26 protein-coding genes are annotated in these 26431 nt (G+C 58.9%); 22 read left to right on the top strand and 4 right to left on the bottom strand.

Annotation, left to right across the window (positions count from 1 at the left end):
• Nucleotides 1-171 precede the first annotated feature (171 nt).
• A complete protein-coding gene (yaaA, locus tag ORL50_RS04655; protein ID WP_266010486.1) occupies nucleotides 172-951 on the bottom strand; it encodes a peroxide stress protein YaaA in 780 nt (259 codons plus the stop codon).
• A gap of 256 nt (nucleotides 952-1207) precedes the next feature.
• Here yaaA and ORL50_RS04650 point away from each other — a divergent pair, with 256 nt between their 5' ends.
• From ORL50_RS04650 to cyoE, 12 genes are all read left to right on the top strand, one after another.
• Nucleotides 1208-2332, top strand: coding sequence for a polysaccharide deacetylase family protein (locus tag ORL50_RS04650; RefSeq protein ID WP_266010484.1), 1125 nt, complete (start codon nucleotides 1208-1210; stop codon nucleotides 2330-2332).
• 337 nt (nucleotides 2333-2669) lie between these two features.
• A complete protein-coding gene (locus ORL50_RS04645; RefSeq protein ID WP_266010482.1) occupies nucleotides 2670-4064 on the top strand; it encodes a PhoH family protein in 1395 nt (464 codons plus the stop codon).
• Nucleotides 4065-4304: 240 nt separating this feature from the next.
• Entirely contained in the window at nucleotides 4305-4778 is a 474-nt protein-coding gene (gene moaC / locus ORL50_RS04640) for a cyclic pyranopterin monophosphate synthase MoaC (protein WP_266010480.1), read from the top strand.
• Entirely contained in the window at nucleotides 4775-5017 is a 243-nt protein-coding gene (moaD, locus tag ORL50_RS04635) for a molybdopterin converting factor subunit 1 (RefSeq protein WP_266010478.1), read from the top strand. Before moaC ends, moaD begins: the two co-directional genes overlap by 4 nt.
• A 2-nt stretch (nucleotides 5018-5019) precedes the next feature.
• On the top strand, nucleotides 5020-5469 hold the full coding sequence (gene moaE / locus ORL50_RS04630; RefSeq protein ID WP_266010476.1) for a molybdopterin synthase catalytic subunit MoaE: 450 nt from the start codon (nucleotides 5020-5022) through the stop codon (nucleotides 5467-5469).
• Between the two features lie 271 nt (nucleotides 5470-5740).
• Nucleotides 5741-6517, top strand: a complete 777-nt coding sequence (locus ORL50_RS04625; RefSeq protein WP_266010474.1) for an ABC transporter substrate-binding protein — start codon at nucleotides 5741-5743, stop codon at nucleotides 6515-6517.
• 240 nt (nucleotides 6518-6757) lie between these two features.
• Nucleotides 6758-7267 carry a disulfide bond formation protein B gene (locus ORL50_RS04620; protein ID WP_266010472.1) on the top strand — a complete coding sequence of 170 codons (510 nt, stop codon included), beginning with the start codon at nucleotides 6758-6760 and terminating at the stop codon, nucleotides 7265-7267.
• An 828-nt stretch (nucleotides 7268-8095) separates the two neighbouring features.
• On the top strand, nucleotides 8096-9040 hold the full coding sequence (gene cyoA / locus ORL50_RS04615; protein ID WP_266010470.1) for a ubiquinol oxidase subunit II: 945 nt from the start codon (nucleotides 8096-8098) through the stop codon (nucleotides 9038-9040).
• A gap of 3 nt (nucleotides 9041-9043) precedes the next feature.
• The gene (gene cyoB / locus ORL50_RS04610) at nucleotides 9044-11074 is read left to right on the top strand and encodes a cytochrome o ubiquinol oxidase subunit I (RefSeq protein ID WP_266010468.1); all 2031 of its coding nucleotides are present in this window, start codon (nucleotides 9044-9046) and stop codon (nucleotides 11072-11074) included.
• Nucleotides 11075-11077: 3 nt separating this feature from the next.
• Nucleotides 11078-11704 (top strand): cytochrome o ubiquinol oxidase subunit III, encoded by a 627-nt coding sequence (locus ORL50_RS04605; protein ID WP_045062707.1) that lies wholly within the window; start codon nucleotides 11078-11080, stop codon nucleotides 11702-11704.
• The gene (gene cyoD / locus ORL50_RS04600) at nucleotides 11705-12040 is read left to right on the top strand and encodes a cytochrome o ubiquinol oxidase subunit IV (RefSeq protein ID WP_247290809.1); all 336 of its coding nucleotides are present in this window, start codon (nucleotides 11705-11707) and stop codon (nucleotides 12038-12040) included.
• Nucleotides 12041-12051: 11 nt separating this feature from the next.
• Complete coding sequence (gene cyoE / locus ORL50_RS04595) at nucleotides 12052-12939, top strand: heme o synthase (protein WP_266010458.1); 888 nt, start codon at nucleotides 12052-12054, stop codon at nucleotides 12937-12939.
• Nucleotides 12940-13116: 177 nt separating this feature from the next.
• Here the strand turns inward: cyoE and ORL50_RS04590 are convergent, their stop codons facing one another.
• Nucleotides 13117-14535 carry an aminotransferase-like domain-containing protein gene (locus ORL50_RS04590; protein ID WP_266010455.1) on the bottom strand — a complete coding sequence of 473 codons (1419 nt, stop codon included), beginning with the start codon at nucleotides 14533-14535 and terminating at the stop codon, nucleotides 13117-13119.
• 149 nt (nucleotides 14536-14684) lie between these two features.
• Between ORL50_RS04590 and ORL50_RS04585 the strand changes: the two genes are divergently transcribed.
• The 10 genes from ORL50_RS04585 (at nucleotide 14685) to ORL50_RS04540 (ending at nucleotide 23931) form a co-directional block, all read left to right on the top strand.
• Entirely contained in the window at nucleotides 14685-15785 is a 1101-nt protein-coding gene (locus ORL50_RS04585; RefSeq protein ID WP_266010453.1) for an MFS transporter, read from the top strand.
• A gap of 57 nt (nucleotides 15786-15842) precedes the next feature.
• Entirely contained in the window at nucleotides 15843-17123 is a 1281-nt protein-coding gene (locus ORL50_RS04580) for an ATP-grasp domain-containing protein (protein ID WP_266010451.1), read from the top strand.
• Between the two features lie 29 nt (nucleotides 17124-17152).
• A complete protein-coding gene (locus tag ORL50_RS04575) occupies nucleotides 17153-17647 on the top strand; it encodes a RidA family protein (RefSeq protein ID WP_266010449.1) in 495 nt (164 codons plus the stop codon).
• A gap of 82 nt (nucleotides 17648-17729) precedes the next feature.
• Nucleotides 17730-18197: a cupin domain-containing protein gene (locus tag ORL50_RS04570; RefSeq protein WP_266010447.1), complete on the top strand. Its 468-nt coding sequence runs from the start codon at nucleotides 17730-17732 to the stop codon at nucleotides 18195-18197.
• 204 nt (nucleotides 18198-18401) lie between these two features.
• Nucleotides 18402-19046 carry a glutathione transferase gene (gene yfcF, locus ORL50_RS04565; protein ID WP_266010445.1) on the top strand — a complete coding sequence of 215 codons (645 nt, stop codon included), beginning with the start codon at nucleotides 18402-18404 and terminating at the stop codon, nucleotides 19044-19046.
• A gap of 29 nt (nucleotides 19047-19075) precedes the next feature.
• Nucleotides 19076-20416, top strand: a complete 1341-nt coding sequence (locus ORL50_RS04560; protein ID WP_266010443.1) for a KamA family radical SAM protein — start codon at nucleotides 19076-19078, stop codon at nucleotides 20414-20416.
• A gap of 24 nt (nucleotides 20417-20440) precedes the next feature.
• Nucleotides 20441-21316 (top strand): branched-chain amino acid aminotransferase, encoded by an 876-nt coding sequence (locus ORL50_RS04555; protein WP_266010441.1) that lies wholly within the window; start codon nucleotides 20441-20443, stop codon nucleotides 21314-21316.
• A 17-nt stretch (nucleotides 21317-21333) separates the two neighbouring features.
• Nucleotides 21334-22089 (top strand): TauD/TfdA family dioxygenase, encoded by a 756-nt coding sequence (locus ORL50_RS04550; RefSeq protein WP_266010439.1) that lies wholly within the window; start codon nucleotides 21334-21336, stop codon nucleotides 22087-22089.
• Nucleotides 22090-22156: 67 nt separating this feature from the next.
• Complete coding sequence (locus tag ORL50_RS04545; protein ID WP_266010437.1) at nucleotides 22157-23116, top strand: diiron oxygenase; 960 nt, start codon at nucleotides 22157-22159, stop codon at nucleotides 23114-23116.
• Between the two features lie 14 nt (nucleotides 23117-23130).
• Complete coding sequence (locus ORL50_RS04540; protein ID WP_266010435.1) at nucleotides 23131-23931, top strand: N-acyl homoserine lactonase family protein; 801 nt, start codon at nucleotides 23131-23133, stop codon at nucleotides 23929-23931.
• A gap of 142 nt (nucleotides 23932-24073) precedes the next feature.
• On the opposite strand, the gene ORL50_RS04535 is transcribed toward ORL50_RS04540, so the two are convergent.
• Together ORL50_RS04535 and ORL50_RS04530 are read right to left on the bottom strand one after the other, a co-directional pair.
• Nucleotides 24074-25495, bottom strand: coding sequence for an aminotransferase-like domain-containing protein (locus ORL50_RS04535; protein WP_266010433.1), 1422 nt, complete (start codon nucleotides 25493-25495; stop codon nucleotides 24074-24076).
• A 227-nt stretch (nucleotides 25496-25722) separates the two neighbouring features.
• Nucleotides 25723-26427 carry a hypothetical protein gene (locus ORL50_RS04530; protein WP_266010431.1) on the bottom strand — a complete coding sequence of 235 codons (705 nt, stop codon included), beginning with the start codon at nucleotides 26425-26427 and terminating at the stop codon, nucleotides 25723-25725.
• Nucleotides 26428-26431: the final 4 nt, after the last annotated feature.

The following is a 26431-nucleotide window of genomic DNA, read 5'->3' as shown; positions in this document are numbered from 1 at the left end:
ACAGAGAAAAATTTTTGGTGCCACTACTGAAAAAAATCATCGACGTCGAGTGAAACAAAAGTTAGGGGAATGGGTGCTGTATTTTTGGCGCCAGATTGTCGGCGATATAGGAGGGGGATTGTCAGACGATCAAACGGCGGCGCACACAAGCTTGTGCGCCGCCCTGGTGCATCACTCGGGAGCGTGATCGCGAAGGAACACCAGGTTGTCCGGTTTGGACTGCTCGGCACTGAACCGATAGCCCTGGACGTCAAACTGCTTGAGCGCTTGCGGGTCTTTGATGCGCTCTTCAATGACAAAACGGCTCATCATCCCGCGGGCTTTTTTCGCGTAGAAACTGATGATCTTGTACTGGCCGTTTTTCAGGTCCTTGAACTCGGTATTGATGATGCGCGCGTTCAGGGCGCTGCGTTTGACTGCGGAGAAATACTCGTTGGAGGCAAGGTTCAGCAGCACGTCGTCACCCTGGTCAGCCAGGGCTTCGTTCAACCATTCGCTGATGCGTGTACCCCAGAAGGCATATAGATCCTTGCCGCGGGCGTTGGCGAGTTTGGTGCCCATCTCCAGCCGATACGGTTGCATCAGGTCCAGGGGCCGCAGCAGGCCGTAAAGACCTGAGAGCATGCGCAAATGCTCCTGGGCGTAATCGAAATCGGTTTCGCTGAAGGTTTGCGCGTTGAGCCCGGTGTAGACGTCACCCTTGAAGGCCAGCAATGCCTGCTTGGCGTTTTCCGGGGTGAACGCGGGTGTCCAGCTGCCAAAACGCGCGGCGTTGAGCCCGCCGATCTTGTCGGAGACATGCATCAGTGCGCTGATCTGTGCGGGCGTGAGCTCGCGCAACTGCAGGATCAGCTCCTGGGAATGGTCGAGGTACTGCGGCTGGGTGAAGCGCTGGGTGGCCGGCGGTGTTTCGTAGTCGAGGGTCTTGGCGGGGGAAATCACCATCAGCATGAAGTCGTCTCCTTTAATCGTGGCGGCGATTCTAGGGGGTTGTTCGTGTTGACTCCAGCTATGGGTGTGATAGGTGATCGGCGGCTGCACGCAGTTCCCTTGTAGGAGTGAGCCTGCTCGCGATGGCGGTTTCACATTCATCATTGATGATGGCTGACCCACCGCGATCGCGAGCAGGCTCACTCCTACAGGGGGACGCGGCCAAGCTGTCGGATCGGCTATAGTGCCGCGCGGGTTTTGTTATGGAGACATCCCATTGCGTATCGTTTTTCTAGCCCTTGCCTGCCTCATCAGCCTAGGCGCCACGGCTGCACCCGGCGAGGTGGCGACGCTCGACCGCAGCACCTGGCCCGAACAGCTCGGCAACCCGACCCTGTTCGACGTCGCGTCGCGGGCCGAGATCCTCATGTTTGCGCGAGTGCTGCTGGCCAGTGAGTCCATGGACGACGCCAGCCTGGCGCAACGCCTGGGCCTGCGCACGATCAATGCGGATGCCGTGCAACAGCTGCGCGAGCGCCTGTGGCAGCGCCTGCTGACCAACTATGACTTCGCCCAGCAGAGCTGCGATCAGGACGCCTCGTTCTGCTTCCTGGTGGAAGATATGGCGACCCTGCGCGAACAGGCCGCCAAGTTCCAGGTAAGCGACGACAGCTACTACATCAAATGGGCCGAGCCGAGCCGCCTGTTCCACGCGCAGTACCTCGACGAACTGTTGCGCAAGGCTGCGCTGTTCCCGCAGACCCCTAGCGAAGTCGATCGTTTTGGCGACTATGAGCGCAACGGCGAGCACATGCATGACCGGCTGTTTCTGCTGACCTTCGACAGCGCCGCCAACGCTATCCCGGACAACACCGCCTGGGTCACCGATTACCTGCGCAAGGCGAATATCAGCGGCACTTTTTTCGTGCTGGGCAAGGACATCCAGGCGCGACTTGCCGAGCGCTCGGTGTCCAGCCTGCAGTCGACTTATTCACAGCAGTGCATCGGCGTCCAGGGCTGGGAGTTTCGTTCCCACAGCTATTGGCAGGATTGGCAGGACTCGGTACGGCGCAGCGCCGACCTGGTGAAAAGCAAGCTGCCGGAAAACTATGTGCCGCTGTTTCGCCCGCCCGATGGCCAACGTCGAGCGGACGCCGCGGCCTTCTTCAAGGCGCAGGGCTTGCAGGTGGCGTTGTGGGACATCGACGCCCAGGACGGAGCGGGCAAGCTCAAGGGTAATCAGGCCGCGCAACGGGTGCTGACCCTGATGCTGCTATGGCGTCACGGGGTGATCAACTTCAATGTGAAGCAGGATGGGGTGAAAACGGCGCTGCCTTGGCTGATCACGCAAACGGCACCCAGTGGCATCGGTTGGGACGACTGTCAGGACGGTTTTCGCTGAATAGGGGGAAAGCCCGGAAACATTGGGCGCGGGGCGAATTTGCGAGGAGTTTCGATGCAGGCGGACTTCCGACTTTAACGGCACATTGCCTGCACGCCAAGGGCTTTTCGTCACTCTGAAAAATAAACTTCAAAAAAGCGTCAAAGTACTTTTTCCTGTCACCTGTTTTGGAGTATTACGAAGACAGACCGCCGAAACCTGCAACACAGGTGGCGTCTCCCAAGACCCAGTTGTGTGTGCAGTTCACTTGAATCCTCGCAGGTGAATTCGGTGGCCACTTCGAGGCGCAGCACTGTCATGGTATTGCGTCGAATGGCTCCCACAAAGGTGACCGAGTATGGATGATCACGGACGTAGTTCTTCCTCCAACCAGCCTATCCTTTATGTACTCGATACCAACGTATTGATTCACGATCCAAACGCCCTGCTTAATTTCGAAGAACACCACGTCGCCATCCCAATGACCGTGCTTGAGGAGCTGGACAAGCTCAAGAGCGGGCATCACAGCGTGGCTGCGGAATGCCGCCAGGCGATTCGCCTGATCGACAAGACACTGGGTGAAGCCAGCCCTGAAGACGTTGAACTGGGGGTACCGATCCAGCGGGGCAAAAGTGGGCCCAAGGGTTTGCTGTCAATTCTGATGAGCAAACGCGCCGAACCGAACATCATCCTGCCCGAACATCTGAACGACAACATCATCATCAACCAGTTGATCGACCTGCATGCGCGCGAGCCCAAGTTGCCCGTGGTGCTGGTCACTAAAGACATCAACATGCGCCTCAAGGCCCGGGCCTGTGGCATCGCAGCCGAGGACTACAGCACCGACCAGCTGGTGGACGACGTTTCGTTGCTGCCCAATGGTTATCACAACATGGACGGCTCGTTCTGGGACCGTGTGAAAAATGTCGAAACCCGTCAGGACCATGGGCGTACCTGGCACCAGGTGCAGTTGATCGACAATCTGCCAGCGGTGCACATCAATGAATTCATTATCGACGAGCAGGGTTTTGTCGGCTGGATCAAGGAGATCGAAGAAGACCGCCTGCTGATTCTCGACCTGCACCAGGAACCCCTGTTGCACCAGGAAGCCTGGGGCCTGAAACCACGTGACATCTATCAGAGCCTGGCGCTGTACGCCTTGCTGGATCCGGACATTCACCTGGTCAACCTGTCCGGCGCCGCCGGTTCCGGTAAAACCATCCTGGCCCTGGCTGCTGCGATCGAGCAGACCATGGTCAGCAAACGCTACCGTCGCATCATCGCGACCCGCAGCGTGCAGGGCCTGGACCAGGAGATCGGTTTCTTGCCCGGTACCGAAGCGGAAAAAATGGAGCCATGGCTGGGTGCCATTACCGACAACCTCGAAGCCTTGCACATGGATGATGAAAATACCCATGGCAGCGTCGACTACATCCTCAGCAAAGTGCCGTTGCAGTTCAAATCCCTCAACTACATCCGGGGTCGCAGTTTCCAGCAGAGCCTGATCCTGATCGACGAATGCCAGAACCTCACGCCGCACCAGATGAAAACCATCATCACCCGTGCGGGCGCCGGTTCCAAAGTGGTGTGCCTGGGCAACCTGGCGCAGATCGACACCCCTTACCTGTCCGCGACCAGCTCCGGGCTGACGTACCTCACTGAACGCTTCAAAGATTTCCCCAACGGTGTGCACATCACCCTGCAAGGGGTGCCTCGCTCGATTCTGGCTGAATACGCAGAGACGCATTTGTAACCCCTCACCGAAACCGGGCGGCCTTATGGGCCGCCGGTTTTTTTGTGCATGAACACAAATCCAAATGTAGGAGTGAGCCTGCTCGCGATAGCGGTCTGACAAGCAATATCAATTTTGACTGAATTACCGCTATCGCGAGCAGGCTCGCTCCTACAGGGGATTTGCGCTGTGGCTGTAATCACACTCGCGAAAAATTGACCCGCAGGTTTACAATCGCCACTCCTGATCAGGAGTAACCCCGTGCTGACTCATCTCGATTCCCAAGGTCGCGCCAACATGGTCGACGTCACCGAAAAAGCCGTGACCTTCCGCGAAGCTACGGCCCAGGCGCTGGTGCGCATGCTGCCCGAAACGCTGCAGATGATCGTCAGCGGCGGTCATCCCAAGGGTGATGTGTTTGCCGTGGCACGGATTGCCGGCATTCAGGCGGCGAAAAAGACCAGCGATCTGATTCCACTGTGCCATCCGCTGATGCTCACCGGCGTCAAGGTCGAGCTCAGTGCCGAAGGCGACGACAGCGTGCGCATCGTCGCGCGCTGCAAGTTGTCCGGGCAGACAGGGGTGGAAATGGAAGCGCTGACCGCAGCCAGCGTTGCCGCTCTGACTATCTATGACATGTGCAAGGCGGTGGACCGCGGCATGGTCATCGAAAGCGTGCGTTTGTTGGAGAAAGTCGGCGGCAAGAGCGGGCATTTCCAGGCGGAGCCGCTATGAACATCACTGTGAAGTTTTTCGCCCGTTATCGTGAAGCGATGGGGGTCGATTCCATGCAGGTCTCGGGTGATTTCGCCACTGTCGACGATGTGCGCGAGTTGCTGGCCCGGCGCGACGGCGCTGTGGTGCTGACGGAGCAGAACCTGATGTGCGCCCGCAACGAAGACCTCTGCCAGCTCGATGAGCCGGTAAGTGATGGCGATGAAGTCGCGTTCTTTCCGACCGTGACCGGGGGCTGAACATGGCGATTCGCGTGCAGTCCACGGCGTTCGACCCGGGCGCTGAACTCAATGCCATGCACGCTGCCAACGTCGGCGTGGGAGCGGTGGTGAGTTTTGTCGGCTACGTGCGCGACTTCAATGACGGGCTCGACGTGGCCGGGATGTTTCTTGAGCATTATCCAGGCATGACTGAAAAGGCCCTGGGCAAGATTGCTCTGGAGGCCGAACAGCGCTGGCCGCTGCTCAAGTTGGAAGTGCTGCACCGCATTGGCGCCCTTGAACCGGGTGAGCCGATCGTCTTTGTCGGCGCCGCCAGCGCCCATCGCCAGGCGGCATTCGACGCCTGCGCCTTCGTCATGGACTACCTGAAAACCCGTGCGCCGTTCTGGAAGAAGGAAAACACCAGCGACGGGCCACGTTGGGTGGAAGGGCGCGACAGTGATCATGCGGCGGCGGATCGCTGGAAGTAGTTGGTCTTCATTTCTCTCAGTTATGCCATCGCGAGCAGGCTCACTCCTACAGAGGATCTTCATGTCCGACGAAGATCCCCTGTAGGAGTGAGCCTGCTCGCGATAAGGCCTCCAGTCTCACCCCAGGGTCTCCCGACCACCGGCCGATCGCCCGATTGACGACCAGTACACAAAAGTCCAGTATGGAATTATAAGTACAAAAAAGGCCGTCCCCTGTTCCAGCTTGTTCTTCTGTCTTGCCAAACCAACAACAACCCGCGAGAGAACGAATATGAAGCAATTCCCCCTCATCACCGGTCTGGCCCTGAGCCTGTTGGCGTGCAGCTCTGTGTTCGCCGCCGAGAAAACCTTGCGCATCGGCATCGAAGCAGCTTACCCACCGTTTGCCTCCAAGACTGACAAGGGTGAGATCGTCGGTTTCGACTACGACATCGGCAACGCCCTGTGCGCGCAGATGAAGGTCAAGTGTGTGTGGGTCGAAGGTGAGTTCGACGGGCTGATTCCTTCGCTGAAAGTGAAGAAAATCGACATGGCCCTGTCGTCCATGACCATCAACGAAGACCGCAAGAAGTCGGTGGATTTCACCCACAAGTACTACTTCACTTCATCGCGTCTGGTGATGAAAGACGGCGCGGTGGTGGATGACCAATACGCCAGCCTCAAGGGCAAGAACGTCGGCGTGCAGCGCGCCACCACCACTGACCGCTACGCCACTGAGGTGTTCGAGCCCAAGGGTGTCAACGTCAAGCGTTACAGCAATAACGAAGAGATCTACATGGACTTGGCAGCCGGTCGCCTTGACGCCATCTTCGCCGACACCATTCCGCTGAATGACTTCCTGTCGATGCCCCGCGGCAAAGGCTATGCGTTCGTCGGTCCTGAACTCAAGGACCCGAAATACGTCGGCGAGGGCGCCGGGATTGCGGTGCGCAAGGGCAACACCGAGCTGGTCAGCGAGCTCAATAGCGCAATAGACGGCATTCGCGCCAATGGCGAATACCTGAAGATCTCCGAGAAGTACTTCAAGTCGGATATCTACGGCGACTGATCAACCGCTTTCCCGAGCAAGCCCGCTCCCACAGTTTGGAATGCGTTCTAGCTGTGGGAGCGGGCTTGTTCGCGAAGAGGCCAGTGGCCAGTCCAAAAAATCTGGAAACTGCCCCAAGTTAATCCCTTCTTAACCGCCCTGTCGTTTATTCCCCGACATCTATTCAGCGCACCTCGGGCTCTCCAAGCCCGGGGCCAGCGTGTAGACTTCCGGTCAATCGATATTCAGAAGGGAAATGCAATGAGCGAGGAAACGATGCGGTTGGGCCGTGAGCGGCGCTACCTGGTGTTGCTGGGTATCATCTGCCTGGCGCTGATCGGCGGCGCGTTGTACATGCAAATCGTCCTGGGCGAGGCGCCTTGCCCGCTATGCATCCTGCAACGTTATGCATTGTTGCTGATCGCGGTGTTTGCCTTTATCGGCGCGGCAATGCGCACCCGTCGCAGCATCACCGTCCTCGAAACCCTGGTGGTGATCTGCGCGCTGGCCGGTGTCGCAGTGGCCGGCCATCACGTCTACACCCAGTTCTACCCGGCGGTCAGCTGCGGCATTGATGTGCTGCAGCCGATTGTCGATGGCCTGCCGCTGGCGAAGGTCTTCCCGCTGGGGTTCCAGGTCGACGGTTTCTGTTCCACTCCGTACCCACCGATCCTGGGCCTTTCCCTGGCCCAGTGGGCACTGGTGGCATTTGTGCTGATCGTGGTTCTGGTGCCGTTGCTAACTGTGCGTAATCGCAAAGCGCTGGGCTGAGGTGTAATCGCCTCGACAATCGTCCTGACAAAAATGCCCCGGTCCTTCGTGAGAGGTCCGGGGCATTTTTTGTGGGTAAAAGCCTGTTTCACTCCAGAAGTAAAAAGAGCGTGATGTGTGACAGTCAAGGGTGCGACAGGTGTGCGACATGTTGTCACAGCGCTGATGTCGCAAGGCGTTTCAGGATGGCTGATTGGCGCAGTTCTGCACGATCGAATTGGCCTGGTTTTCGGGTAAGCGCTGCGCAGCCGAAAAACCTCGAACAGGCAGTTTTAACAGGCCCCGGCGATTTGCCGGAGCCCTTGTCATATAGGGGCTACGGCGAGGTGGCGCGAGGCTGAAGGGCCTTCGATACTGTCTGAACTGCGCCCGGTAGACCTACTATTTTTGGTGTTTTTGTTGAGAATTATTTTCGATACCATGGCGCACTTTTGCGAAAACCGTGAATGATTGTTGCTGGAATGGATAAAAATTATTTCGGGATGAGACATGGTTTATAAAACGTTACATATCTACAATCGCCACCACTGAATTCCCGGCACTGCTCACCCCAGAGCAGAACAGGGTGTCGAGAAGCTTCACCGCTTCATGCGACTCCCCAGGTGTCGGTGCCTTCCAATTATCCGCACCAAATGGAATTGGTCTGTAACAAGGCCTTTGACCACGAATTCGAATAAGAACTCACCGCTGGCCCAGGATTTGTCGAACAGCGTCTGACGCGCGACGGGCAGCCCTTATTCAATCCAAGAAAATGCCAACCCTTGGCAGGGTGAAGTGTTGGCGATCAAAACCCAACTGCATTGCGCAAGCTGCTTTAGAGGTCGTGAGATGAGTAAAAACAGGTACCCCAGACTACTAGGCTTATTGCCGCTGATCGGCACGTTGCTGCTGTCAGGCTGCAACATGACCTTGCTCAATCCAACGGGCCAGGTGGGCCTGGAGCAGCGAAACCTGATCATCACCGCAACGTTGCTGATGCTGTTGGTCGTGGTTCCGGTCATCGTCATGACCTTCCTGTTCGCCTGGAAATACCGCGCGACCAACACGGACGCCGTGTACACGCCGAAGTGGTCGCACTCCACCAAGATCGAAATCGCGGTGTGGGCCGTTCCAGTACTGATCATCATTGCGCTGGGTTACGTCACTTACGTGTCGACCCACGAACTTGACCCGTATCGTCCGCTGGAATCCGACGTCAAGCCGATCACCATCGAAGTGGTGTCGCTGGACTGGAAGTGGGTGTTCATCTATCCAGAACAGGGCATCGCCACGGTCAACAAGATCGTGTTCCCGACGAATACCCCGGTCAACTTCAAAGTGACTTCGGACTCGGTAATGAACTCGTTCTTCATTCCGGGCCTGGGCGGCCAGATCTACGCGATGGCCGGCATGCAGACCAAGTTGCACCTGATTGCCAACCGTGACGCTGAAATGGAAGGCATCTCTGCCAACTACAGCGGCGCAGGTTTCACCGGCATGAAATTCAAAGCGATCTCGACTTCCCAGGAGAATTTCGACGCCTGGGTAAGTGAAGTCAAAAAGGCACCTAAACAGCTGGAAAAAGCTGAATACGAAGCCCTTACCAAACCAAGCCAGAACAACCCAGTCGAGCTCTACTCCTCGGTTACGCCGAACCTGTTCCAGTTCATCGTCGACAAGTACGAAGGCATGAAACCGGGCAAGCCGATGCACCACGAGAAGAAAGAGAAAGAAGTGGCCCATATGGAAGGGATGGACATGAGTTCGCATTCAGCTGCCGGGGCAGAGGAGTAAACGATGTTTGGTAAATTAAGTTGGGAAGCGGTCCCGTTCCACGAACCGATCGTGATGATTACCATCGCCATGATCGCGCTCGGTGGTCTGGCGCTGTTCGCTGCAATCACCTACTTCAAGAAGTGGACCTACTTGTGGACCGAGTGGTTGACCTCGGTCGACCACAAGAAAATCGGCGTGATGTACATCATCGTCGCCATGGTCATGCTGCTGCGCGGTTTTGCCGACGCCATCATGATGCGTACCCAGCTGGCCATGGCCACCGAGGGTTCACCTGGCTACCTGCCACCTGAACACTATGACCAGATCTTCACCGCTCACGGTGTGATCATGATCATCTTCATGGCGATGCCATTCTTCACCGGCCTGATGAACCTTGCAGTGCCGCTGCAGATCGGCGCGCGTGACGTTGCCTACCCGTTCCTGAACTCCCTGAGCTTCTGGCTGCTGGTATCCGGCGTAGTGCTGATCAACCTGTCCCTGGGCGTCGGCGAATTCGCCAAGACCGGCTGGGTTGCCTATCCACCGCTGTCGGGCCTGCAATACAGTCCTGGCGTAGGGATGGACTACTACATCTGGGCGCTACAGCTATCCGGGTTAGGTACGACGCTAACGGGGGTCAACTTCCTGGCCACCGTGCTGAAAATGCGTACCCCGGGCATGAAGCTGATGGACATGCCGATCTTCACCTGGACCTGCACCTGGGCCAACGTCCTGATCGTGGCTTCGTTCCCGATCCTGACCGCTACCCTGGCACTGCTGACGCTTGACCGTTACATGGATTTCCACATTTTCACCAATGAACTTGGTGGCAATCCGATGATGTACGTCAACCTGTTCTGGGCCTGGGGTCACCCCGAGGTTTACATCCTGATTCTGCCGGCGTTCGGGATCTTCTCCGAAGTCATCTCGACCTTCACCGGCAAGCGTCTGTTCGGTCACCACTCGATGGTCTACGCATCGGGCGCGATCTCGATCCTGGGCTTCATGGTCTGGCTGCACCACTTCTTCACCATGGGTTCGGGGGCGAGCGTCAACGCCTTCTTCGGCCTGGCGACGATGCTGATCTCGATCCCGACGGGGGTGAAGCTATTCAACTGGCTGTTCACCATCTACCAAGGCCGTCTGCGTTTCACCAGCCAGGTTCTGTGGACCCTGGGCTTCATGGTGACCTTCGCTATCGGCGGCATGACCGGCGTACTGCTGGCCATCCCGGGTGCTGACTTCGTCCTGCACAACAGCCTGTTCGTGATCGCTCACTTCCACAACGTGATCATCGGCGGCGCGGTATTTGGCTACATCGCAGGCTTCGCGTTCTACTTCCCGAAAGCGTTCGGCTTCAAGCTGCACGAAGGTTGGGGCAAGGCCGCGTTCTGGTTCTGGATCACCGGCTTCTTCGTCGCATTCATGCCGCTCTACGTACTGGGCTTCATGGGCATGACCCGTCGTCTGAACGCCACCACCAACCCTGAGTGGGTGCCGTACCTGTACGTCGCCATGTTCGGTGCGGTGATGATCGCTGTCGGCATCGCCTGCCAGCTGATCCAGCTGTACGTCAGTGTGCGTGACCGCAACAAGCCGGAAAACATGTGCGAACACGGTGACCCGTGGAATGCCCATACCCTGGAATGGTCGACCTCGTCGCCACCTCCGTTCTACAACTTCGCGGTCCTGCCGAAAGCAGAAACCATCGACCCGTTCACCGAAGCCAAGGAAAACGGCACCGCGTACCAGGCTCCGGCCAAGTACGAGCCGATCCACATGCCAAACAACACCGCTACCGGTGTGGTCATGGGTGCTCTGTTGACCGTGTTCGGTTTCGCGATGATCTGGCACATCTGGTGGCTGGCAATCGTTGGTCTGGTTGGCACCGTGGTGTACTTCACTATCCATGCCGCCCGTGACGATCAGGGCTACATGGTGCCGGTGGATGTCATCGAGCGCATCGAAGCCGAGCAGCACAAACGTCTGGTAGCGGCCGGGAAAATCCCAGCCAACGCCACCCGTGTTGAAACCTCGTTGGAACAGGCTTAAACCATGTCGAACTTAGTGACCAATGCTGGACACACCCATGTCGATGGACATGGGCACGATGACCATCACCACGACTCGGGCGAGATGACCGTATTCGGTTTCTGGCTCTACCTGATGACCGACTGCATCCTGTTTGCGTCGATCTTCGCGGTGTACGCGGTACTGGTTAACAACGTAGCCGGTGGCCCATCGGGCGCCGACATTTTCGAGCTGCCGTACGTACTGGGCGAAACCGCTCTGCTGCTGTTCAGCTCGATCACCTACGGCTTCGCCATGCTGGCGTTGTTCAAGGGCAAGAAGACTCAGGTCCTGGGCTGGCTGGCCATGACCTTCCTGCTGGGCGCCGGCTTTATCGCCATGGAGATCAACGAGTTCCACCTGTTGATTTCCGAAGGCTACGGCCCTAGCCGCAGCGGCTTCCTGTCCGGGTTCTTCACCCTGGTCGGCACCCACGGTCTGCACGTGACCAGCGGTCTGATCTGGATGGCGATCATGATGTACCAGGTGCAGAAAAACGGCCTGACGGCGACCAACAAGACTCGTCTGAGCTGCCTGAGCCTGTTCTGGCACTTCCTGGACGTGGTGTGGATCTGCGTATTCACCGTTGTTTATCTGATGGGGACTATGTAAATGGCTAACGCTCATTCCCACGATAGCCACGACGCCGGCCACGGCAGCGTCAAGTCCTACGCTATCGGTTTCATTCTGTCGGTGATCCTGACCGTCATTCCATTCGGCCTGGTGATGTACCCGTCGCTGCCGAAAGCCATGACCCTGTGGATCGTACTGATCTTCGCAGTCGTCCAGGTGCTGGTGCACCTGGTGTACTTCCTCCACCTGGACCGCTCGGCCGCCCAGCGTAACAACGTCATTGCGTTTGTGTTCGCTGCGATCGTGATCGTCCTGCTGGTTGGCCTGTCGTTGTGGATCATGTTCAGCATCCACACCAACATGATGGCGCACTGAGGTAAATCCGGATGTCCTTGAAGCACTTTATCCAAATCACCAAACCGGGGATCATTTTCGGTAACGTGCTTTCAGTGGCAGGCGGATTTTTCCTGGCCTCGAAAGGGCATGTCGATCTGGCCATCTTCCTGGCCGCCATGATCGGCACGTCCCTGGTTGTCGCTTCCGGTTGCGTGTTCAACAACTGCATCGACCGCGACATCGACCTGAAGATGGAACGCACCAAGAATCGGGTGCTGGTGCAGGGCTTGATCTCCCTGAAACTGGCACTGATCTACGCGACTGTCCTGGGTGTCGCCGGCGTTGCCTTGTTGTACAAGGTGGCCAACCCGCTCGCTGCGCTGTTTGCGGTGATCGGCTTTGTCATCTACGTCGGTTTCTACAGCCTGTACCTCAAGCGCAAGTCGGTTCACGGCACGCTGGTGGGCAGTCTGTCGGGCGCCATGCCTCCGGTGATCGGCTACGTAGCCGTGAGCAACAGCTTCGACATGGCCGCGCTGACGCTGCTGGTGATGTTCAGCCTGTGGCAGATGCCGCATTCCTATGCCATCGCGATCTTCCGCTTCAACGATTACCTGGCTGCGTCGATTCCGGTGCTGCCAGTGAAGCGCGGGATCAAAGTGGCGAAGAAGCACATCCTGCTCTACATCCTGGCGTTCCTCGTGGCGACCTTGATGCTGACCTTCAGTGGCTACGCCGGCATGAGCTACCTCGCCGTCGCCGCGGCCATGGGCATGTACTGGTTGTATATGGCCTGGACCGGCTACAAGGCAGTGGATGACACGGTCTGGGCACGCAAGCTGTTCGTGTTCTCGATCTTCACCATTACGGCGTTGAGCGTGATGATGTCCCTGGACTTCAAAGTGCCCTCCGAGCTGTTGCTGACGTACGCGCCTTAAGCGTCGGATGCTGTAGGAAAAACCCCGCCTTCGAGAGATGTGCGGGGTTTTTTATTGCCGATCCCCTGTAGGAGCTGCCGTAGGCTGCGATCTTTTGATCTTTTTGGGGTGAAGAGAAATCGCGGAAACCAGAAGATCGCAGCCTGCGGCAGCTCCTACCGGGAGGGCGGTGGTCAGCTATTTCTGCACTGTATCCAGCAATCGAAAGAACCGCTCCCGCACCTGGCTGTTATCGCTATGGGCAACGTTGAAGCGTAAATATTGGCTGGCATCCGGGGCCTTGCTCAGCAGGGTGCCCGGGGCCAGGACCAGGTCGATTTCCAGGCCTTTGCGGGCCAGGGTTTCGGCGTGGTACCCGTCGGGCAATCGGGTCCAGATGAACAGCCCTTCGTGCGGCAACGATGACACCGAGCAGCCAGCCTCTTGCAGCCAGCCGGTCACCCGGCTGCTCGACTCGTAGAGCCGGTCCACGGTGCGGCGGGTGTGTTTGGCGTAGCTGCCATCGCTGAGCATGGTGCAGATGATCTGCTCGGCCAGCTCCGAGGTCATGCCGCCAGCGGCCATCTTGAGTCCGATCATTCGCGCTGCCAGTTGCGGCGCGAGCACCGCGTAGCTGACGCGACTGTTGGCCGTCAGGGTCTTGGAGAAGCCGGACACGTAGCTGACGTTTTCCAGCCCACCCGCTGCCAGGCGAGGGGTGCTGCGTTGTTGCAGGTCGCAATACAGATCGTCTTCGACGATGTGGAAACCATAACGGTGGCTCAGCTCCAGCAGGCGATAAACCTGGGCTGGCGAGAACGAGTGTCCGGTGGGGTTGTGCAGGCTGTTGTTGGTCATGTAGAGCACGGGCCGGTGGGCAATCACTGTTTGCTCGAAAGCTTCCAGGTCCATGCCGTCGACACCCCGGTGGATGGTGACTACCTTGGCCCCATGCAAGGCCAGATTGGTGTGCATGGTGAAGTAGCACGGATCATCCAGCAGCACCGTGTCGCCGGGTTTGATCAGCAGGCGCATCAGCATGTCGATGGCCTGCACGGTATTGGCCGTGGTGACGATCTGTTCCACCGGCACCTCGATGCCGATGGCTGCCAGCTTGACTCGCAACGCCTCGCGCAATGGCGGATAGCCGGCAGCCACGCCGTACTCGCCCATGCGCAGGGATGCGGCGCGCAAGGTTCCGCGCACGGCCTTGAGCAATTCATCCGCCGGAAGCCACGAAGACGGTAAAAAGCCCGCGCCAGGGCGCAGTGCGCCGTTGTCCTGCAGCACTGCGCGGCGGACTACGCTGAGCGTGTCCTGGGGTAGCAGGTCCGGGCCGGCATCGGGCTTGGGCGTAGCGCTGGAGCGGTGCACGAAATGCCCCGAACCCTGGCGGGAAACCACCAGGCCCTTGGCCCGCAAGCGATCCAGGGCATCGACCACGGTCGACTTGCCCACATTCATCAGGTCCGATAGCTCGCGAATCGGCGGCAGGCGGGAGCCATGGGGCAGGCCGCCCTGGTTGATCGCCACCGACAGCTGATCGACGATCTGCTGCACCAGCGGTACGCCGGGCTGGAACTCGATGGCGGCGATGACTGCGCGCTGAACCTGCATTTTACTGGTCTCTCCGGCAGTAAACTTCGTTCGATTCTATACGAACTTGCTCTGATCAAGACAAGTGTCTCTCTCTACCATCACCTTACAGTCTTTCCTGATTGTCAGCGTTTTTCGCTCGCACAATCACTTGGTTCCAGAGGTGTTGCATGAGTGTCGAGACAACGGTAGCCATCGCCAAACCGGTGACCAACATCCGTCTGTTCACGATCCGGATCATTACCGCCGTGTCGCTGTTTGCCGTGCTGGGCAAGGCCAACGTCTGGCTCGACACCGCCACCAACAGTATTCTGGCCCTGGGTTATCGGGCGTTGTTATTGCTGCTGCCCTTGACGTTGCTGGTACTCGGCCGTCGTTCGCTGAGCGTCACCTTGCTCTGCGCCGCCCTTGGGTTGGTGCTGCTGGCGGTCACCAGCAACCAGGGCATGGTGATGTTTGCTGCGGCGCTGTTTGCCTATGGCATCGCGATCGCCGGGTACCTGATCAAGAGCGAGGCGGCCCAGACCAAGGAGGGCGCAGCCTACAACCGGGTGGCGATGAACATGGGCAGCCTGCTGGCCGGGTTGATCCTGCTGTCGCCGCTCCTGACCCCAACCATGTTCTTTCTCGGCGCCGCCAGCTTTGTCCTGCTGTGCCTGCCGATTGCCATGGGAGCGACCTTCACCACCCAGGCGCCCGTAGCCAGTGCGGCCACGCGGGACGGCAGCGGCTGGCGCAACAAACTGCCGTGGGCGATCGCCGGCATCATCATGGGCATCAAGCTGTTCGGCGTGTTTTCGATTCTTCCACAAGCGATCCTGCTCGAAACCGGCGAGTTGCCCGCCTGGTACGGCCTGATGCTGATCCTCAACAGCGCCGTGGTGGTGTTTGCCCAGGTGCCGGTGATGAAACTCATCGAACGCACCGGACGCTTCAAAGTGCTCGCGGTCATCGGGATCATCGTCGCAGGCTTCGCGGTGCTCTCGTCGCCGGCGGCATTTCATGTGGAAACCCTGCTCGGTGCGCTGATCTGGGTGGCCTTGCTGTCCATCGCCGAATGCGCCTTCAGCTACCTCGATTACTTCTCGGTCAAGCAGAACAACATGTTCGTCAAGGAAGTGTCCCTGGGCGTCGGCGCCGGGCTCACGGTACTGATCATGCGGGTTGTCCCGGCGCCCTATAACGCATTGCTGCTGGCCGCCATAGGCGCGGGCGGGATCCTGGCGTGGTATTGGCTCAACCGCAATTCCATCACTTCTCTACATGATTGAGCCCGCAGGGATGCGCCATCGCGGTAGCGTTTTTTTGCTTCACAGGTCGGAGGTTTCATGAAGACGACGTCATGCGTAGTAGTGGTCGGGTACAACGGCAACCGGGTTCACGATATCCAGAAGCTGCGCGACCTCTGCAAGACGCTCTACAACGCGAGGCTGATGCTGGTGGTCGAGCGTATTGCGCCCGATGACGACCAGGTAGCGGACCACGTTTGCAGCGCCTCACTGGCGCCCGAGGATGTGACCGATTCCCTGGAACTGGTGGTTGGCTGCCTGGCAGTCGACCGCTGGAAACTGATCGGCGTGCTGCCGTTTTCCGATCGCGGCGTGTTGCTCGGCGCGGCCCTGGCCACTCATTACGGCCTGCCGGGAATTACTCCGGGCGAAGCGCGGGCGGGACTGGACAAGCAGATCTTCCGCAAGCTCGAAGCCACCACAAGTAGCGCACCCGAAGATTACCGACCGGTCTTTTCGACCCGTGTCGAGAGCCTGGCCGAGCTGCGCCAGCGGGTTGTCGAACTGGGTGGCAGGGCATTCATCAAGCCGGCTTGCGAAGGTGCAAGCCGAGGCTGCCGGGTGATTCATCACCCGTCCGAATGCGACGAGGCGTGGCAGGCACTCAAGCCTTATCGCAGCGGCGGCATCGTGTTGGAAGAATTGATTCGTGATGCTCGGGAATACAGCTGGGACTACGTCGCCGGCAGCACCTGGGTGACCGAGAAAACCACCACCGAAGGCGCCTTCCGGGCCGAGATCCAGCAAGTGGTGCCGGCGCCTCTGCCAACTGATACCCAGGCTCGGCTGTCAGCGGCCGGTCGGCACATGGCGGGGCTGGTCTCACTGGAAAACGGTGCCTACCACAACGAAATCTTCCTGCGCGGGGGCGACCTGACCTCGGCAGTGGAAACCAATATGCGCCCTGGCGGCATGCACATCTGGGACCTGGCGCGGATTGCCTTTGTCGACTTCGACCCTTGGGAACGCTGGGTCAGGTGGGCAGTCGAGGGGCAGTGCGAGCACCAGGATCCGGTCGCCCGGGGTTACTGCGGCATTCGCCTGCTCAGGGCACCCGCCGGTGGCCTGTTGCGTGACCTGCCCGATATAGCGGTAGTAGCGCGGATGCTCGATATCGAGTTGGTGGAGGCCGTGTATGAGCGACGCATCGGCGACTCGGTGACGGCGCTGGTCAAGGACAACACCTCGTTTATCGGCCACATCGTTTTGTTCAACAAAGACTACGAACAACTTGCCAGTGACTTGTTGCGTCTGGCCGAAGCGGTCGAGGCCCGCATGGAAGTCGCCTGCCTGGCGCCCCCCGCTAGAGCGGTGGGATGAATTCGAATTGATTGAGAGGTTATATCCCCATGTTTGAACACACTACCTGCGATGAGCGCTTCCTCATCCTCGCCAAGGAGCTGGGTTACGACATCTACGGCGAGAACACCGCTGGCGGCCACTACGCGCCGTTGGTACGGCACCATGATGAGCTGTACATCAGCGGCATGGTGCCGCGCATGAACGGCAAGATCCAATACCCAGGCCGGGTTGGCCTGGAGCTCAGCCTGAGTGATGCCCAGGCAGCCGCCAGCATCAGTGCCATGCGCGGGCTGGCGTTGATAGTCGATGCCATCGGTTCGCTGGATAAGATCAAGTCGCTGGTGCGGGTCACGGTTTATGTGAAATCCACTGCCGACTTTGTCGACCTGAGTGAAGTGGCCAATGGTGCATCGGATGTTTTCAGCCATGTGCTGGGGGATGCTGGGAAACATACGAGAACCACGGTCGGTGTTTATCAGTTGCCAAAAAATGCGGCGGTGGAAGTGGACATGATCGCAGCGTTGCGGCCTTCGGCATTATGAGTGTCGGTTGTCGGCTTTACAGTGTTGATGGGTTGACCTATGGTTCGGTGAATGACGTCGATGTATAAGTTGGAATTCGCGGATGAATAATGTTCAAGGTGCGTTTTTTTCATATGACGAGTTTCGCCAGAGTTTAAATCAGCCGCCGCTGAGTGCGCGAGTTTGGACTCATGATGAACTTGCAGCAATGCGCGAAAGTCTCGCGGCCAGCGAAGTTGATATAGTCGCACTGGCCCACGACAACAGCCTCGAAGGCTGCAAATTGACACCGGGAGTGGCGGTGTCCATGCAATGGTTGAAACCTGGGGCTGTGTTGAATGGGCACGCTCACGGCTGGTGGCATCTGTTTGTCATACAGGCCGGCAGCGGCTTGCTGACAATGGGTGAAGGCGAAGCGGTGCGCGCCAGTGCTGGCGACGTATTGCTGGTGCCCGCCTGGACCCGGCATGGCTTCGTCAACACCAGCGCCAGCGAGCCGATGGCCATGCTCAACATGAGCAACATGCCGCAATTGGCGTTGCTTTCCAGTATGGAGAACGCTGTTACCTGAGTCCGCGCCGCCAGTCATTCTCTTGTTGCTGTCCTTCCGAGAGTCCGCATTAGCCGACTCCCTTTTTTTATTTCTGCTCCTCCAATCTATGCGTCTCTGTATCCGTATAAACAGATAATTTCTGTATCTGTTCAGCCTGCGGGCAACTATCTACGATCGATTCCAGTGCGACGGATTAATAGTCTTTGAGCAAGGGAGCGATCTATGGAAAGTTCACAGTTAAAGTTGTACGTGGGGGCGGATTTTGTCAGCGCATTTGCCATGTCGGCATTTGTCGCGTTGAAAGAAAAACAACTTCCGTTTGACCTTGTGACAATTGATTTAAAAGCCCGAGAGAACTATCAGGCGGATTATCAAAACCTGTCGATGACTTGCAAGATACCCACTCTGGTTCACCAGGACTTCGCTCTTTCAGAGTCCTCGGCCATTGCCGAATATCTGGACGATATCGCAACTGAAACCCGCAAGCTGTTGCCCACCGACATCCGGCTGCGCGCCCGGGCCCGCCAGCTCCAGGCCTGGTTACGCAGTGACCTGTTGATCATTCGCCGGGAGCGTCCGGCGGATCTGATCTACTTCGGCAAAAAAGAAATGCCTTTGTCCGACGAGGCCCTGGTGGCCGTGGATCGTTTGTTTTTTGTCGCCGACCGCCTGCTCAAGGGCGGCGCCGATCACCTGTTCGGAGACTGGAGCATCGCCGATACCGACCTGGCAATCATGCTCAACCGCCTGCTTGCCAATGGCGATCATGTGCCCGCGCGACTGGCCGCCTATGTTCGCCGGCAATGGGATCGCGACAGCGTGCGGGGGTGGATGGACATCGAGCGTGTAGCGCCGGTCGTCCAGTAATTCGCCAGGAATTCATCGGGAGCGCTGCCATGCAGGGAATGTCGGAGCTGCACAAATACAAACCTTACAATGCCCGGACCATCCGCGAGACGCCGTACTGGCACAGGCTCACGCCCGGCTTGCAGGAAGCCATGAATGTGGTGTCGCGGGTGATGCCGTTTCGTACCAACGAATACGTTCTGGGAACATTGATCGACTGGGACAACATTCCCGACGATCCGATTTTCCGCATGACCTTTCCTCATAAGGACATGCTGTTGCCGGAGGAATATTCGTCGCTCAAGCACCTGATCGAGCAGGATGATGCCGCCGCCATCAAGCGCCGGATCGAGGCGATCTGGCTGCGCATGAACCCCCATCCGGCCGGCCAGTTGACTCATAACGGCGCCAGCCTCGACGGCAAAATACTGCCGGGCATCCAGCACAAGTACCGTGAAACCGTGCTGTTTTTTCCCGGGGCAGGCCAGACCTGTCACGCGTACTGCACGTTCTGTTTTCGCTGGGCGCAGTTCATCGGTGAAGAGGAGCTCAAGTTCAATGCCCGCGAGTCCCAGGAGCTGGTGAACTACTTGCGCGTACATACCGAGGTCACTGACGTGCTGATCACCGGCGGCGATCCGATGATCATGAACACTCGCTCGCTGGCCGGTTACATCGAGCCGTTGCTGGAGTTGCCGCACCTCAAGAACATCCGCATCGGTACCAAGTCGGTTGCGTACTGGCCGCAGAGGTTTGTCAGCGACAAGGATGCCCCCGAGTTGCTGGAGCTGTTCCGACGGATCGTTGCGGCGGGCAAACACCTCTCGGTGATGGGGCATTACAACCACCCGGTAGAGCTGCGCCAGGCCATCGCCCGCCAGGCTGTAGAACGCATTCGCTCCACCGGCGCAGTGTTGCGCATGCAGGCGCCAGTGATCCGCCACATCAACGAAAACCCCGCCGATTGGGTGGAACTCTGGACCGAAGGCGTGCGACTTGGCGCGGTGCCTTATTACATGTTCGTCGAGCGCGACACCGGCCCTCGTCATTATTTCGCGATGCCGCTGGCCCGGGCTTTCGAGATCTTCCAGGCAGCCTATCGCAGCGTGTCCGGGTTGGCCCGTACGGTGCGCGGTCCCTCAATGAGCACCTTCTACGGCAAGGTGCTGATCAATGGCATCGAGACTGTGGCCGGGGAAAAAGTCTTCGTGCTGCAGTTCCTTCAGGCCCGGGATCCGCAATGGGTGCTGCGCACCTTTCATGCGAGCTTCGATCCCCTCGCCACCTGGTTCGATGACCTGCGTCCGGCCTTCGGTGAGCGGCGCTTCTTTTTTCAGACCGAGCCGCTAACAGGGCCCGAATTGATACCGGTCCTGCTCGAAACGGCGTAGGACGATTCATCAGGAGATAGGGATATGAGTGGCATTCCGTTTGATCAGCGAGAAGGCTTTATCTGGCTCGACGGCGAGTTTGTCGAGTGGTCCGAGGCGCGCCTGCATGTGTTGACCCATGGTTTGCACTACGCGAGCACCGTGTACGAAGGCGAGCGAGTCTACAACGGCAAGATCTTTAAACTGCGCGAACACAGCGAGCGCCTGTATCGCTCGGCGCAGTTGATGGACTTCGAGCTGCCCTATGAGCTGGCCGAATTGGAAGCGGCCAGCCATGAACTGCTGCTGCGCAATAACGTGGTCGACGGTTATTTGCGGCCGGTGGCATGGCGCGGCAGCGAAATGATCTCGACCTCGGCCCGCTTCAATCGAGTGCACGTGGCAATCGCCTGCTGGCAGTGGCCGAGCTACTTCGACCCGGCGGGGCACATGGAAGGCATTCGCTTGAAGACCGCCGAATGGCGCCGGCCGCCACCCAGCAGCAGCCCATTCGAGGCCAAGGCGTCCGGGCATTACCAGATCGCCACACTCAGCAAGCACGATGCGGAAAACAATGGCTATCACGATGCGCTGATGCTCGACTGGCGCGGCCACGTTGCGGAGGCCACCAGCGCCAATGTGTTCTTCGTCAAAGACCGGACGCTGCACACGCCGCTGCCCGATTGTTTCCTCAACGGCATCACCCGCCAGACCGTTATCGAGCTGGCTGGGGCGCTGGATTATCAGGTGGTCGAGCGCACGATTCTTCCTACTGAGCTCGGCGATTTCGATGAGTGTTTTCTCACAGGCACCGCCGCCGAAATCACCCCCGTGCGCAGCATCGACGACCAGCGCTACCGACCGGCCAGCGCCTGTCGCGAATTCATCGCCGCCTACACCTCAACCGTCAACGCCGGATAACTGCCAGGAATCTCGCCATGTCTGATCAAGGGATTGCGTTCAAAGCTGATTTTTCACTGGGGCACCGCCACGAAGAGCTGTCGGCACGCGGCTGGACCGTGCTGACTGCCGAGGAATTTGCCGACGACGTGGTCGGCACACTGCAGGAGTTCGGTCCGATCATCCCGCAGTTCAACGGCCAGATGGCGTTCGCGATCACGCGCAAGCCGGGCTATGAAGACTTGCCGTATTCACAGAGCATGAACGGCATCGGCCCGCACACCGAGGCGCCGGTGTATGGCCCGCCGCCACGCTACCTGGCACTGCATTGCCATCAACAGGCGACCTGTGGCGGCGGCCATACCGGCCTGGTCGATGGCTACCAGTTCCTGGCGATGCTGGAACAAACCGAGCCGCATTTGCACCAGTGGCTCGTGGATACGCCAGTGGAGTTTGTCGCCACGGCCAAGCCCGGGGAAGCCGCGCAACGTCGGGTCAGGGAATACATTCTGACGCCGACTGCAGACGGTGACATCTTCCGCTTCAGCTACAACCAGTTTCACTACGGCGACGTCAATCCTTCCAGGGAGGATCTGCAGCAGTCGCTGGTGGCGAACAGCTCCTCGCCGCTGGCGCGGTTCGCGGTGTTGGGGGAGGCCTATTTCATCGAGCACAACACTCCGGTGTTGATTCCTGATGGCTGCATGTTGATCTGGGACAACTGGCGCATGATCCACGCCCGCAGTCGATACACTGACCCCGCGCGTAACCTGACCCGCTATTGGCTGGCCTGATTTTTCCGTCGCCGTTCATTCAATTTGCGTACTCCTGGGCGGGTACGCGTCCTACAGGTATCGCGTTATGCAAACAGCCATCGAGATCGCCAAGGTCGATCATCAATTGATCGTGCGGCTCAACCAGGCGTGGACCAAACGGGCCACGGTGTGTGCCCCGGAAAAACTGCAGGTCAGCGAAGCGTTCGACCCTGCGCGCCCGGACTACCCGGAGTGCATGGTGCCGTTTTTCCATCACCCGAAATTCCAGGCCCTGAGTGACGAACTCAAGAGCAACGTGGTGACCTGGGGCTGGATTGGCTACAACCTGCGCACCGTCACTGCAGAGGAGCATGTGGTAAACCCTGCCCTAAGCGTCATCGCCAGCCAATACCTGGGTAAGCACGACTGGCATTTTCGCGAGGCGATGCAGCAGACGTTGATCGACGAGCACTACCACACGTTGATGCACCTGCGCGCTATCGAGCGCACCAGGGTCGATCGCGCCCTCGACCAGGAACTGGATTTACCGCCGTCAGTCACCTACCTGCGGCTGCAGGCTCTGCGCGCAGATTTGCCGGAGCAGTGGCAGCGGGATCTGGCCTCGATCACTTTTGCGGTGGTGGCCGAAATCAGCGTCAACGCGTATCTCGACCTGCTGGCGGACGACCAGAGCATCCAGCCGCAAAACCGGCGTGTGGCCGAGCTGCACAACCGTGACGAGTACGCCCACAGCAAGGTCCTGGCCGAGGTGGCCAAGGTCATGTACGCGAATATGCAGCCGCTCCAGCGGGAATTTTTCGCACGCACTTTGTCGGTGGCGCTGAGCGCATTTGTCGCCCAGGACTACTCGATGTGGGAAGCGATCCTGACTCAATTGGGAGTCGAGGACGCGGCATTGATTATCGCCGACACCCGCGAGAGCAACCGCAACGCGACGATCATGCGCGACTACAGCGGGCTCCAGCGTCTGGCCGAGGACCTGGGCATCACCGAACAAATCGATTTCGACTTCCGACCGACGCTCAAGCCTGCCTCCGTGGCCTGAATCAGGAGCTGCCCATGACCGTGCCCGAGTACCAAGTGTTCGCCATCCGAGTCGGCGCCAATGCCCAGCGCACGGCCCGGGAAAATTTCCTCTACGACGCCTGCTGTGGTGATCCGAACGCGCCGATGCCCCTGGATTATTACTTCTGGGTGATTCGCAATGAGCAGCAGGTGATAGTGGTGGACACCTGTTTTCAGCCGGCCACGGCGGATCGGCGCAACCGTCAGATGTATCGCCTGCCGGAAGAATCCCTACGCCAGCTGGGGATTGATCCGGCACAGGTGGAGAACCTGATCCTGACCCATCTGCACTGGGACCATGCCGGTAACCTGGGGTTGTTTCCCAAGGCCACGGTACATCTGCAGGAGGCGGAACTGCGCTTTTGCACCGGGCCGAAAATGGCCCATCGCACGGTGAATAAAACCTACGAGGTGGATGACGTGATGTCGGCGCTGCCGCCGCTGTTCGAGGGGCGGATGCGCCTGCACACAGGCACGGTTGAGGTTGCTCCCGGCGTGACCCTGCATCCGGTGGGTGGACACACGCCGGGCAGCCAGGTAGTGCGGGTGCATACCCGGCGTGGGTGGATCGTGCTGGCTTCGGACGCTGCGCATTTGTGGGTAAACATTCGTCAGCGCAGTCCGTTTCCGATCATCGATGACCTGGCGCAGTCGCTGGAAGCGTTCAGCCAAATCGAGCGCCTGGCAGACGGCGAGGATCACGTCATCCCCGGCCACGATCCCCTGATAGCCGAGCGTTTTGCGCATTGGAATGATGATCCGCACATCATCTGCCTGCACGAAACTCCGACCTGAAATACGCCTCTGGGCCTGCACCCAAACCCGGCCTGAAACAACTCCCCCTGTAGGAGCTGCCGAAGGCTGCGATCTTTTGATCTTAAACATCAAAAGATCGCAGCCTTCGGCAGCTCCTACAGGGCACGTATATATCGCCGGCCTACGCCTGGTTTTTCAGGAGTTGGCCCAAAGTCGCCAACGCCTCCTCGATCCGCGGCGTAACCAGCGCGCCACACGCGATTCTGAGGCAGTGCCCAAACCCCGCCCCATTGGAAAAGATATCCCCAGGCAAAATCTGGATGCCCACGTTCAGCCCGTCATGAAACAAACGCATCGCCGAATACCCCGGGGGCAGTTCCACCCATAACAGAGTGCCACCCCGAGGCTCGGTCACGCGGGTGCCCTGGGGAAAGTGGCGCAGGATTGCCAAGCGCATCTGCCGGCGTTGCTGGGTCAGAATTATCCTCAACCTTCGTAGGTAGCGTTCATAGGACGGAGTCTTCATGAACGCACTCACCGCCAACTGCGACAGCGCTTCGCAGCCGCGCGACTGACTGTGCTTGAGCATCTCCACCCGGTCGTGCCACCTGCCGGCACTGATCCAGCCCAGGCGCATGCCCGGCGCCAGGGTTTTGTTCAGCGAGGCGCAATAGATCAGGTTATCGCTGCGGTCCCAGTACTTCAGCGTGGACAAGGGTTGCTCGGTATCCACCAGGTCGCCGTAGGTGTCGTCCTCGATTAGCACCGTAGCGTGCTCGGCACACAGCTGCACCAGTCGCGCCTTGTGCGAGTCGGGCATGATGCTGCCCAGTGGATTTTGCAGGTTGGGCATTACGATCAAGGCCTGGATCGACTCGGGGCCGCGCAGCAATTGCTCCAGGGCAGACAGATTGATCCCGCAGTGCGCAGTCGCCGGCACTTCTCGCACTCGCAAGTTCAGGCTTTCGAGGATCTGCAGCAGGCCGTGGAAAGTCGGGGATTCGACGGCAACCGTATCGCCCGGCTGGGTGACTGCGCGCAGGGCCAGGTTGAGCGCCTCGGTTGCACCATTGGTGATCACGATCTGCTCGGCGCTCAGGTGGGTTTTGCTGGTGAGCGCGCGGCGGGCGAGGATGTTGCGCAGCGCGAGGTTGCCGCTGGTAGGGGCGGTTGAGCCCAGCAGTTGCGGCTCCTGACGTAATGCCTTGACCATGTGATCCTGGAGGATTTTCAGCGGGTAGAGCTGCGGCGCGCAGTACGGGTTGGCGAAATTGACCTTGATCGTCGCTCGCTGGCTGGCCTTGAGCACCGACGACACCTGCTGATGAATGCCGATATACGCATCGGCATTCAGCGGTGCCGGCGGCTTTGGCAGGGGTAAGGGTTCCGGCTGGCGAATGTAGTTGCCCGAGCGCGGTCGCGCCTCCAGCACGCCCTGGCCCTCCAGCTCCCGGCACACCTGCACCGCAGTCGACAGGCTGACGGCGTGTTTCTCCATCATCAGGCGGATGGAAGGAAAGCGTTCGCCGTTTTTCAGGGTGCCGCTGCGGATCGCGTCAAGGTAGTGATTGGCTAACTGACGGTACAGGGGTAGTGCGTTCATACGGGCCTCAGCAGTTGCACCACTGAGGTCCCGGGCTGGACAGTGAGTTACGCTCCCCGCAGGCGGACCCATGGTGCTCGAGGGTTAAGGGAAGTGTTGGCGCTGTTTCGATACTGGAACAGTAGTCGCGGACTTGCCTGATTCGCAGGCAATAAAAAGCCCCGCACGAGGGCGGGGCTTAGTGGAGGCAGGCGCTGTGTCGCTGCATCAATGTTGCGAAGGGCGTGTTACTGCGCGGCGATGCTGTAACCATCAAACGCGGTCTGCTGCTGCAGCGCGCTAATGATGTTCTTGCGGTTGACCGCCTGTTCGGTGCCGCTGTTGTCCAGGAACGTTTCGCTTTCCAGCTCTGCCTCATCACCTTCACCGATGAAAGTGAAGCCGAGGAACTCCAGGGCTTCGCGATCGACGTTCAGGCGCGAACGCGGAGTGCGCAGCGGCAGGGTGACGCTTACGCCGTCCTTGCTGATGGTGAACACTTCGACTTCTTTCTTCGCCCGAGCGGTCTTGCCCTTGCTGCTGCTCGGGTTGCTGATGGCCTGATGTGTCTGGTTCAGCACTTTCAGCGCGAGGCCGTAGACGATTTCCTGGAAGGCCGGGTCGTCTTTGAAGCTGGACAGGATGCGACTGATCGGGAACTTGCTGCTGAGGTCTTCGAGTGCCGCGATGTCGGCGGCTTCGGCGTCCTTGAGCTGCTTGAGCTCGCCCATCAGTTCGTAAGCCTTGTCGTCGTCGAAGCTGTCGTGAGCCTGGCGGATCGCGGCGCGCAGCTCGCGGATCTGATCGCTTTCACGGGTGGACTGGAACGAGTCCAGGACCATCTCGGCGATGGTCTTGGCCTGGGGCACATGCTGTGAAAGATTGATGGAGTTTTCGTATTCCGCTTTGGACGACAAGGTGACTACGGATTCAGCGGTATTGGAATCGGACATTGAA

The sequence above is a fragment of the Pseudomonas sp. RIT-562 genome, assembly GCF_026241895.1.
In the GTDB taxonomy this organism is placed as follows: Bacteria; Pseudomonadota; Gammaproteobacteria; order Pseudomonadales; family Pseudomonadaceae; genus Aquipseudomonas; species Aquipseudomonas mandelii_F.
This window is presented reverse-complemented; position numbering and strand designations above follow the sequence as displayed.

Bases quoted from the DNA above. Each gene is read 5' to 3' on its own strand.
- ORL50_RS04540 (WP_266010435.1), top strand. From the start codon at position 23,131: ATGACCGTGCCCGAGTACCAAGTGTTCGCCATCCGAGTCGGCGCCAAT.
- ORL50_RS04585 (WP_266010453.1), top strand. From the start codon at position 14,685: ATGAGTGTCGAGACAACGGTAGCCATCGCCAAACCGGTGACCAACATC.
- moaD (WP_266010478.1), top strand. From the start codon at position 4,775: ATGAACATCACTGTGAAGTTTTTCGCCCGTTATCGTGAAGCGATGGGG.
- ORL50_RS04580 (WP_266010451.1), top strand. From the start codon at position 15,843: ATGAAGACGACGTCATGCGTAGTAGTGGTCGGGTACAACGGCAACCGG.
- cyoE (WP_266010458.1), top strand. From the start codon at position 12,052: ATGTCCTTGAAGCACTTTATCCAAATCACCAAACCGGGGATCATTTTC.
- ORL50_RS04555 (WP_266010441.1), top strand. From the start codon at position 20,441: ATGAGTGGCATTCCGTTTGATCAGCGAGAAGGCTTTATCTGGCTCGAC.
- yaaA (WP_266010486.1), bottom strand. From the start codon at position 951: ATGCTGATGGTGATTTCCCCCGCCAAGACCCTCGACTACGAAACACCG.
- ORL50_RS04590 (WP_266010455.1), bottom strand. From the start codon at position 14,535: ATGCAGGTTCAGCGCGCAGTCATCGCCGCCATCGAGTTCCAGCCCGGC.
- ORL50_RS04605 (WP_045062707.1), top strand. From the start codon at position 11,078: ATGTCGAACTTAGTGACCAATGCTGGACACACCCATGTCGATGGACAT.
- ORL50_RS04545 (WP_266010437.1), top strand. From the start codon at position 22,157: ATGCAAACAGCCATCGAGATCGCCAAGGTCGATCATCAATTGATCGTG.
- ORL50_RS04620 (WP_266010472.1), top strand. From the start codon at position 6,758: ATGAGCGAGGAAACGATGCGGTTGGGCCGTGAGCGGCGCTACCTGGTG.
- ORL50_RS04625 (WP_266010474.1), top strand. From the start codon at position 5,741: ATGAAGCAATTCCCCCTCATCACCGGTCTGGCCCTGAGCCTGTTGGCG.
- ORL50_RS04560 (WP_266010443.1), top strand. From the start codon at position 19,076: ATGCAGGGAATGTCGGAGCTGCACAAATACAAACCTTACAATGCCCGG.
- ORL50_RS04535 (WP_266010433.1), bottom strand. From the start codon at position 25,495: ATGAACGCACTACCCCTGTACCGTCAGTTAGCCAATCACTACCTTGAC.
- ORL50_RS04550 (WP_266010439.1), top strand. From the start codon at position 21,334: ATGTCTGATCAAGGGATTGCGTTCAAAGCTGATTTTTCACTGGGGCAC.
- cyoB (WP_266010468.1), top strand. From the start codon at position 9,044: ATGTTTGGTAAATTAAGTTGGGAAGCGGTCCCGTTCCACGAACCGATC.
- yfcF (WP_266010445.1), top strand. From the start codon at position 18,402: ATGGAAAGTTCACAGTTAAAGTTGTACGTGGGGGCGGATTTTGTCAGC.
- ORL50_RS04570 (WP_266010447.1), top strand. From the start codon at position 17,730: ATGAATAATGTTCAAGGTGCGTTTTTTTCATATGACGAGTTTCGCCAG.
- moaE (WP_266010476.1), top strand. From the start codon at position 5,020: ATGGCGATTCGCGTGCAGTCCACGGCGTTCGACCCGGGCGCTGAACTC.
- ORL50_RS04530 (WP_266010431.1), bottom strand. From the start codon at position 26,427: ATGTCCGATTCCAATACCGCTGAATCCGTAGTCACCTTGTCGTCCAAA.
- ORL50_RS04575 (WP_266010449.1), top strand. From the start codon at position 17,153: ATGTTTGAACACACTACCTGCGATGAGCGCTTCCTCATCCTCGCCAAG.
- ORL50_RS04645 (WP_266010482.1), top strand. From the start codon at position 2,670: ATGGATGATCACGGACGTAGTTCTTCCTCCAACCAGCCTATCCTTTAT.
- cyoD (WP_247290809.1), top strand. From the start codon at position 11,705: ATGGCTAACGCTCATTCCCACGATAGCCACGACGCCGGCCACGGCAGC.
- cyoA (WP_266010470.1), top strand. From the start codon at position 8,096: ATGAGTAAAAACAGGTACCCCAGACTACTAGGCTTATTGCCGCTGATC.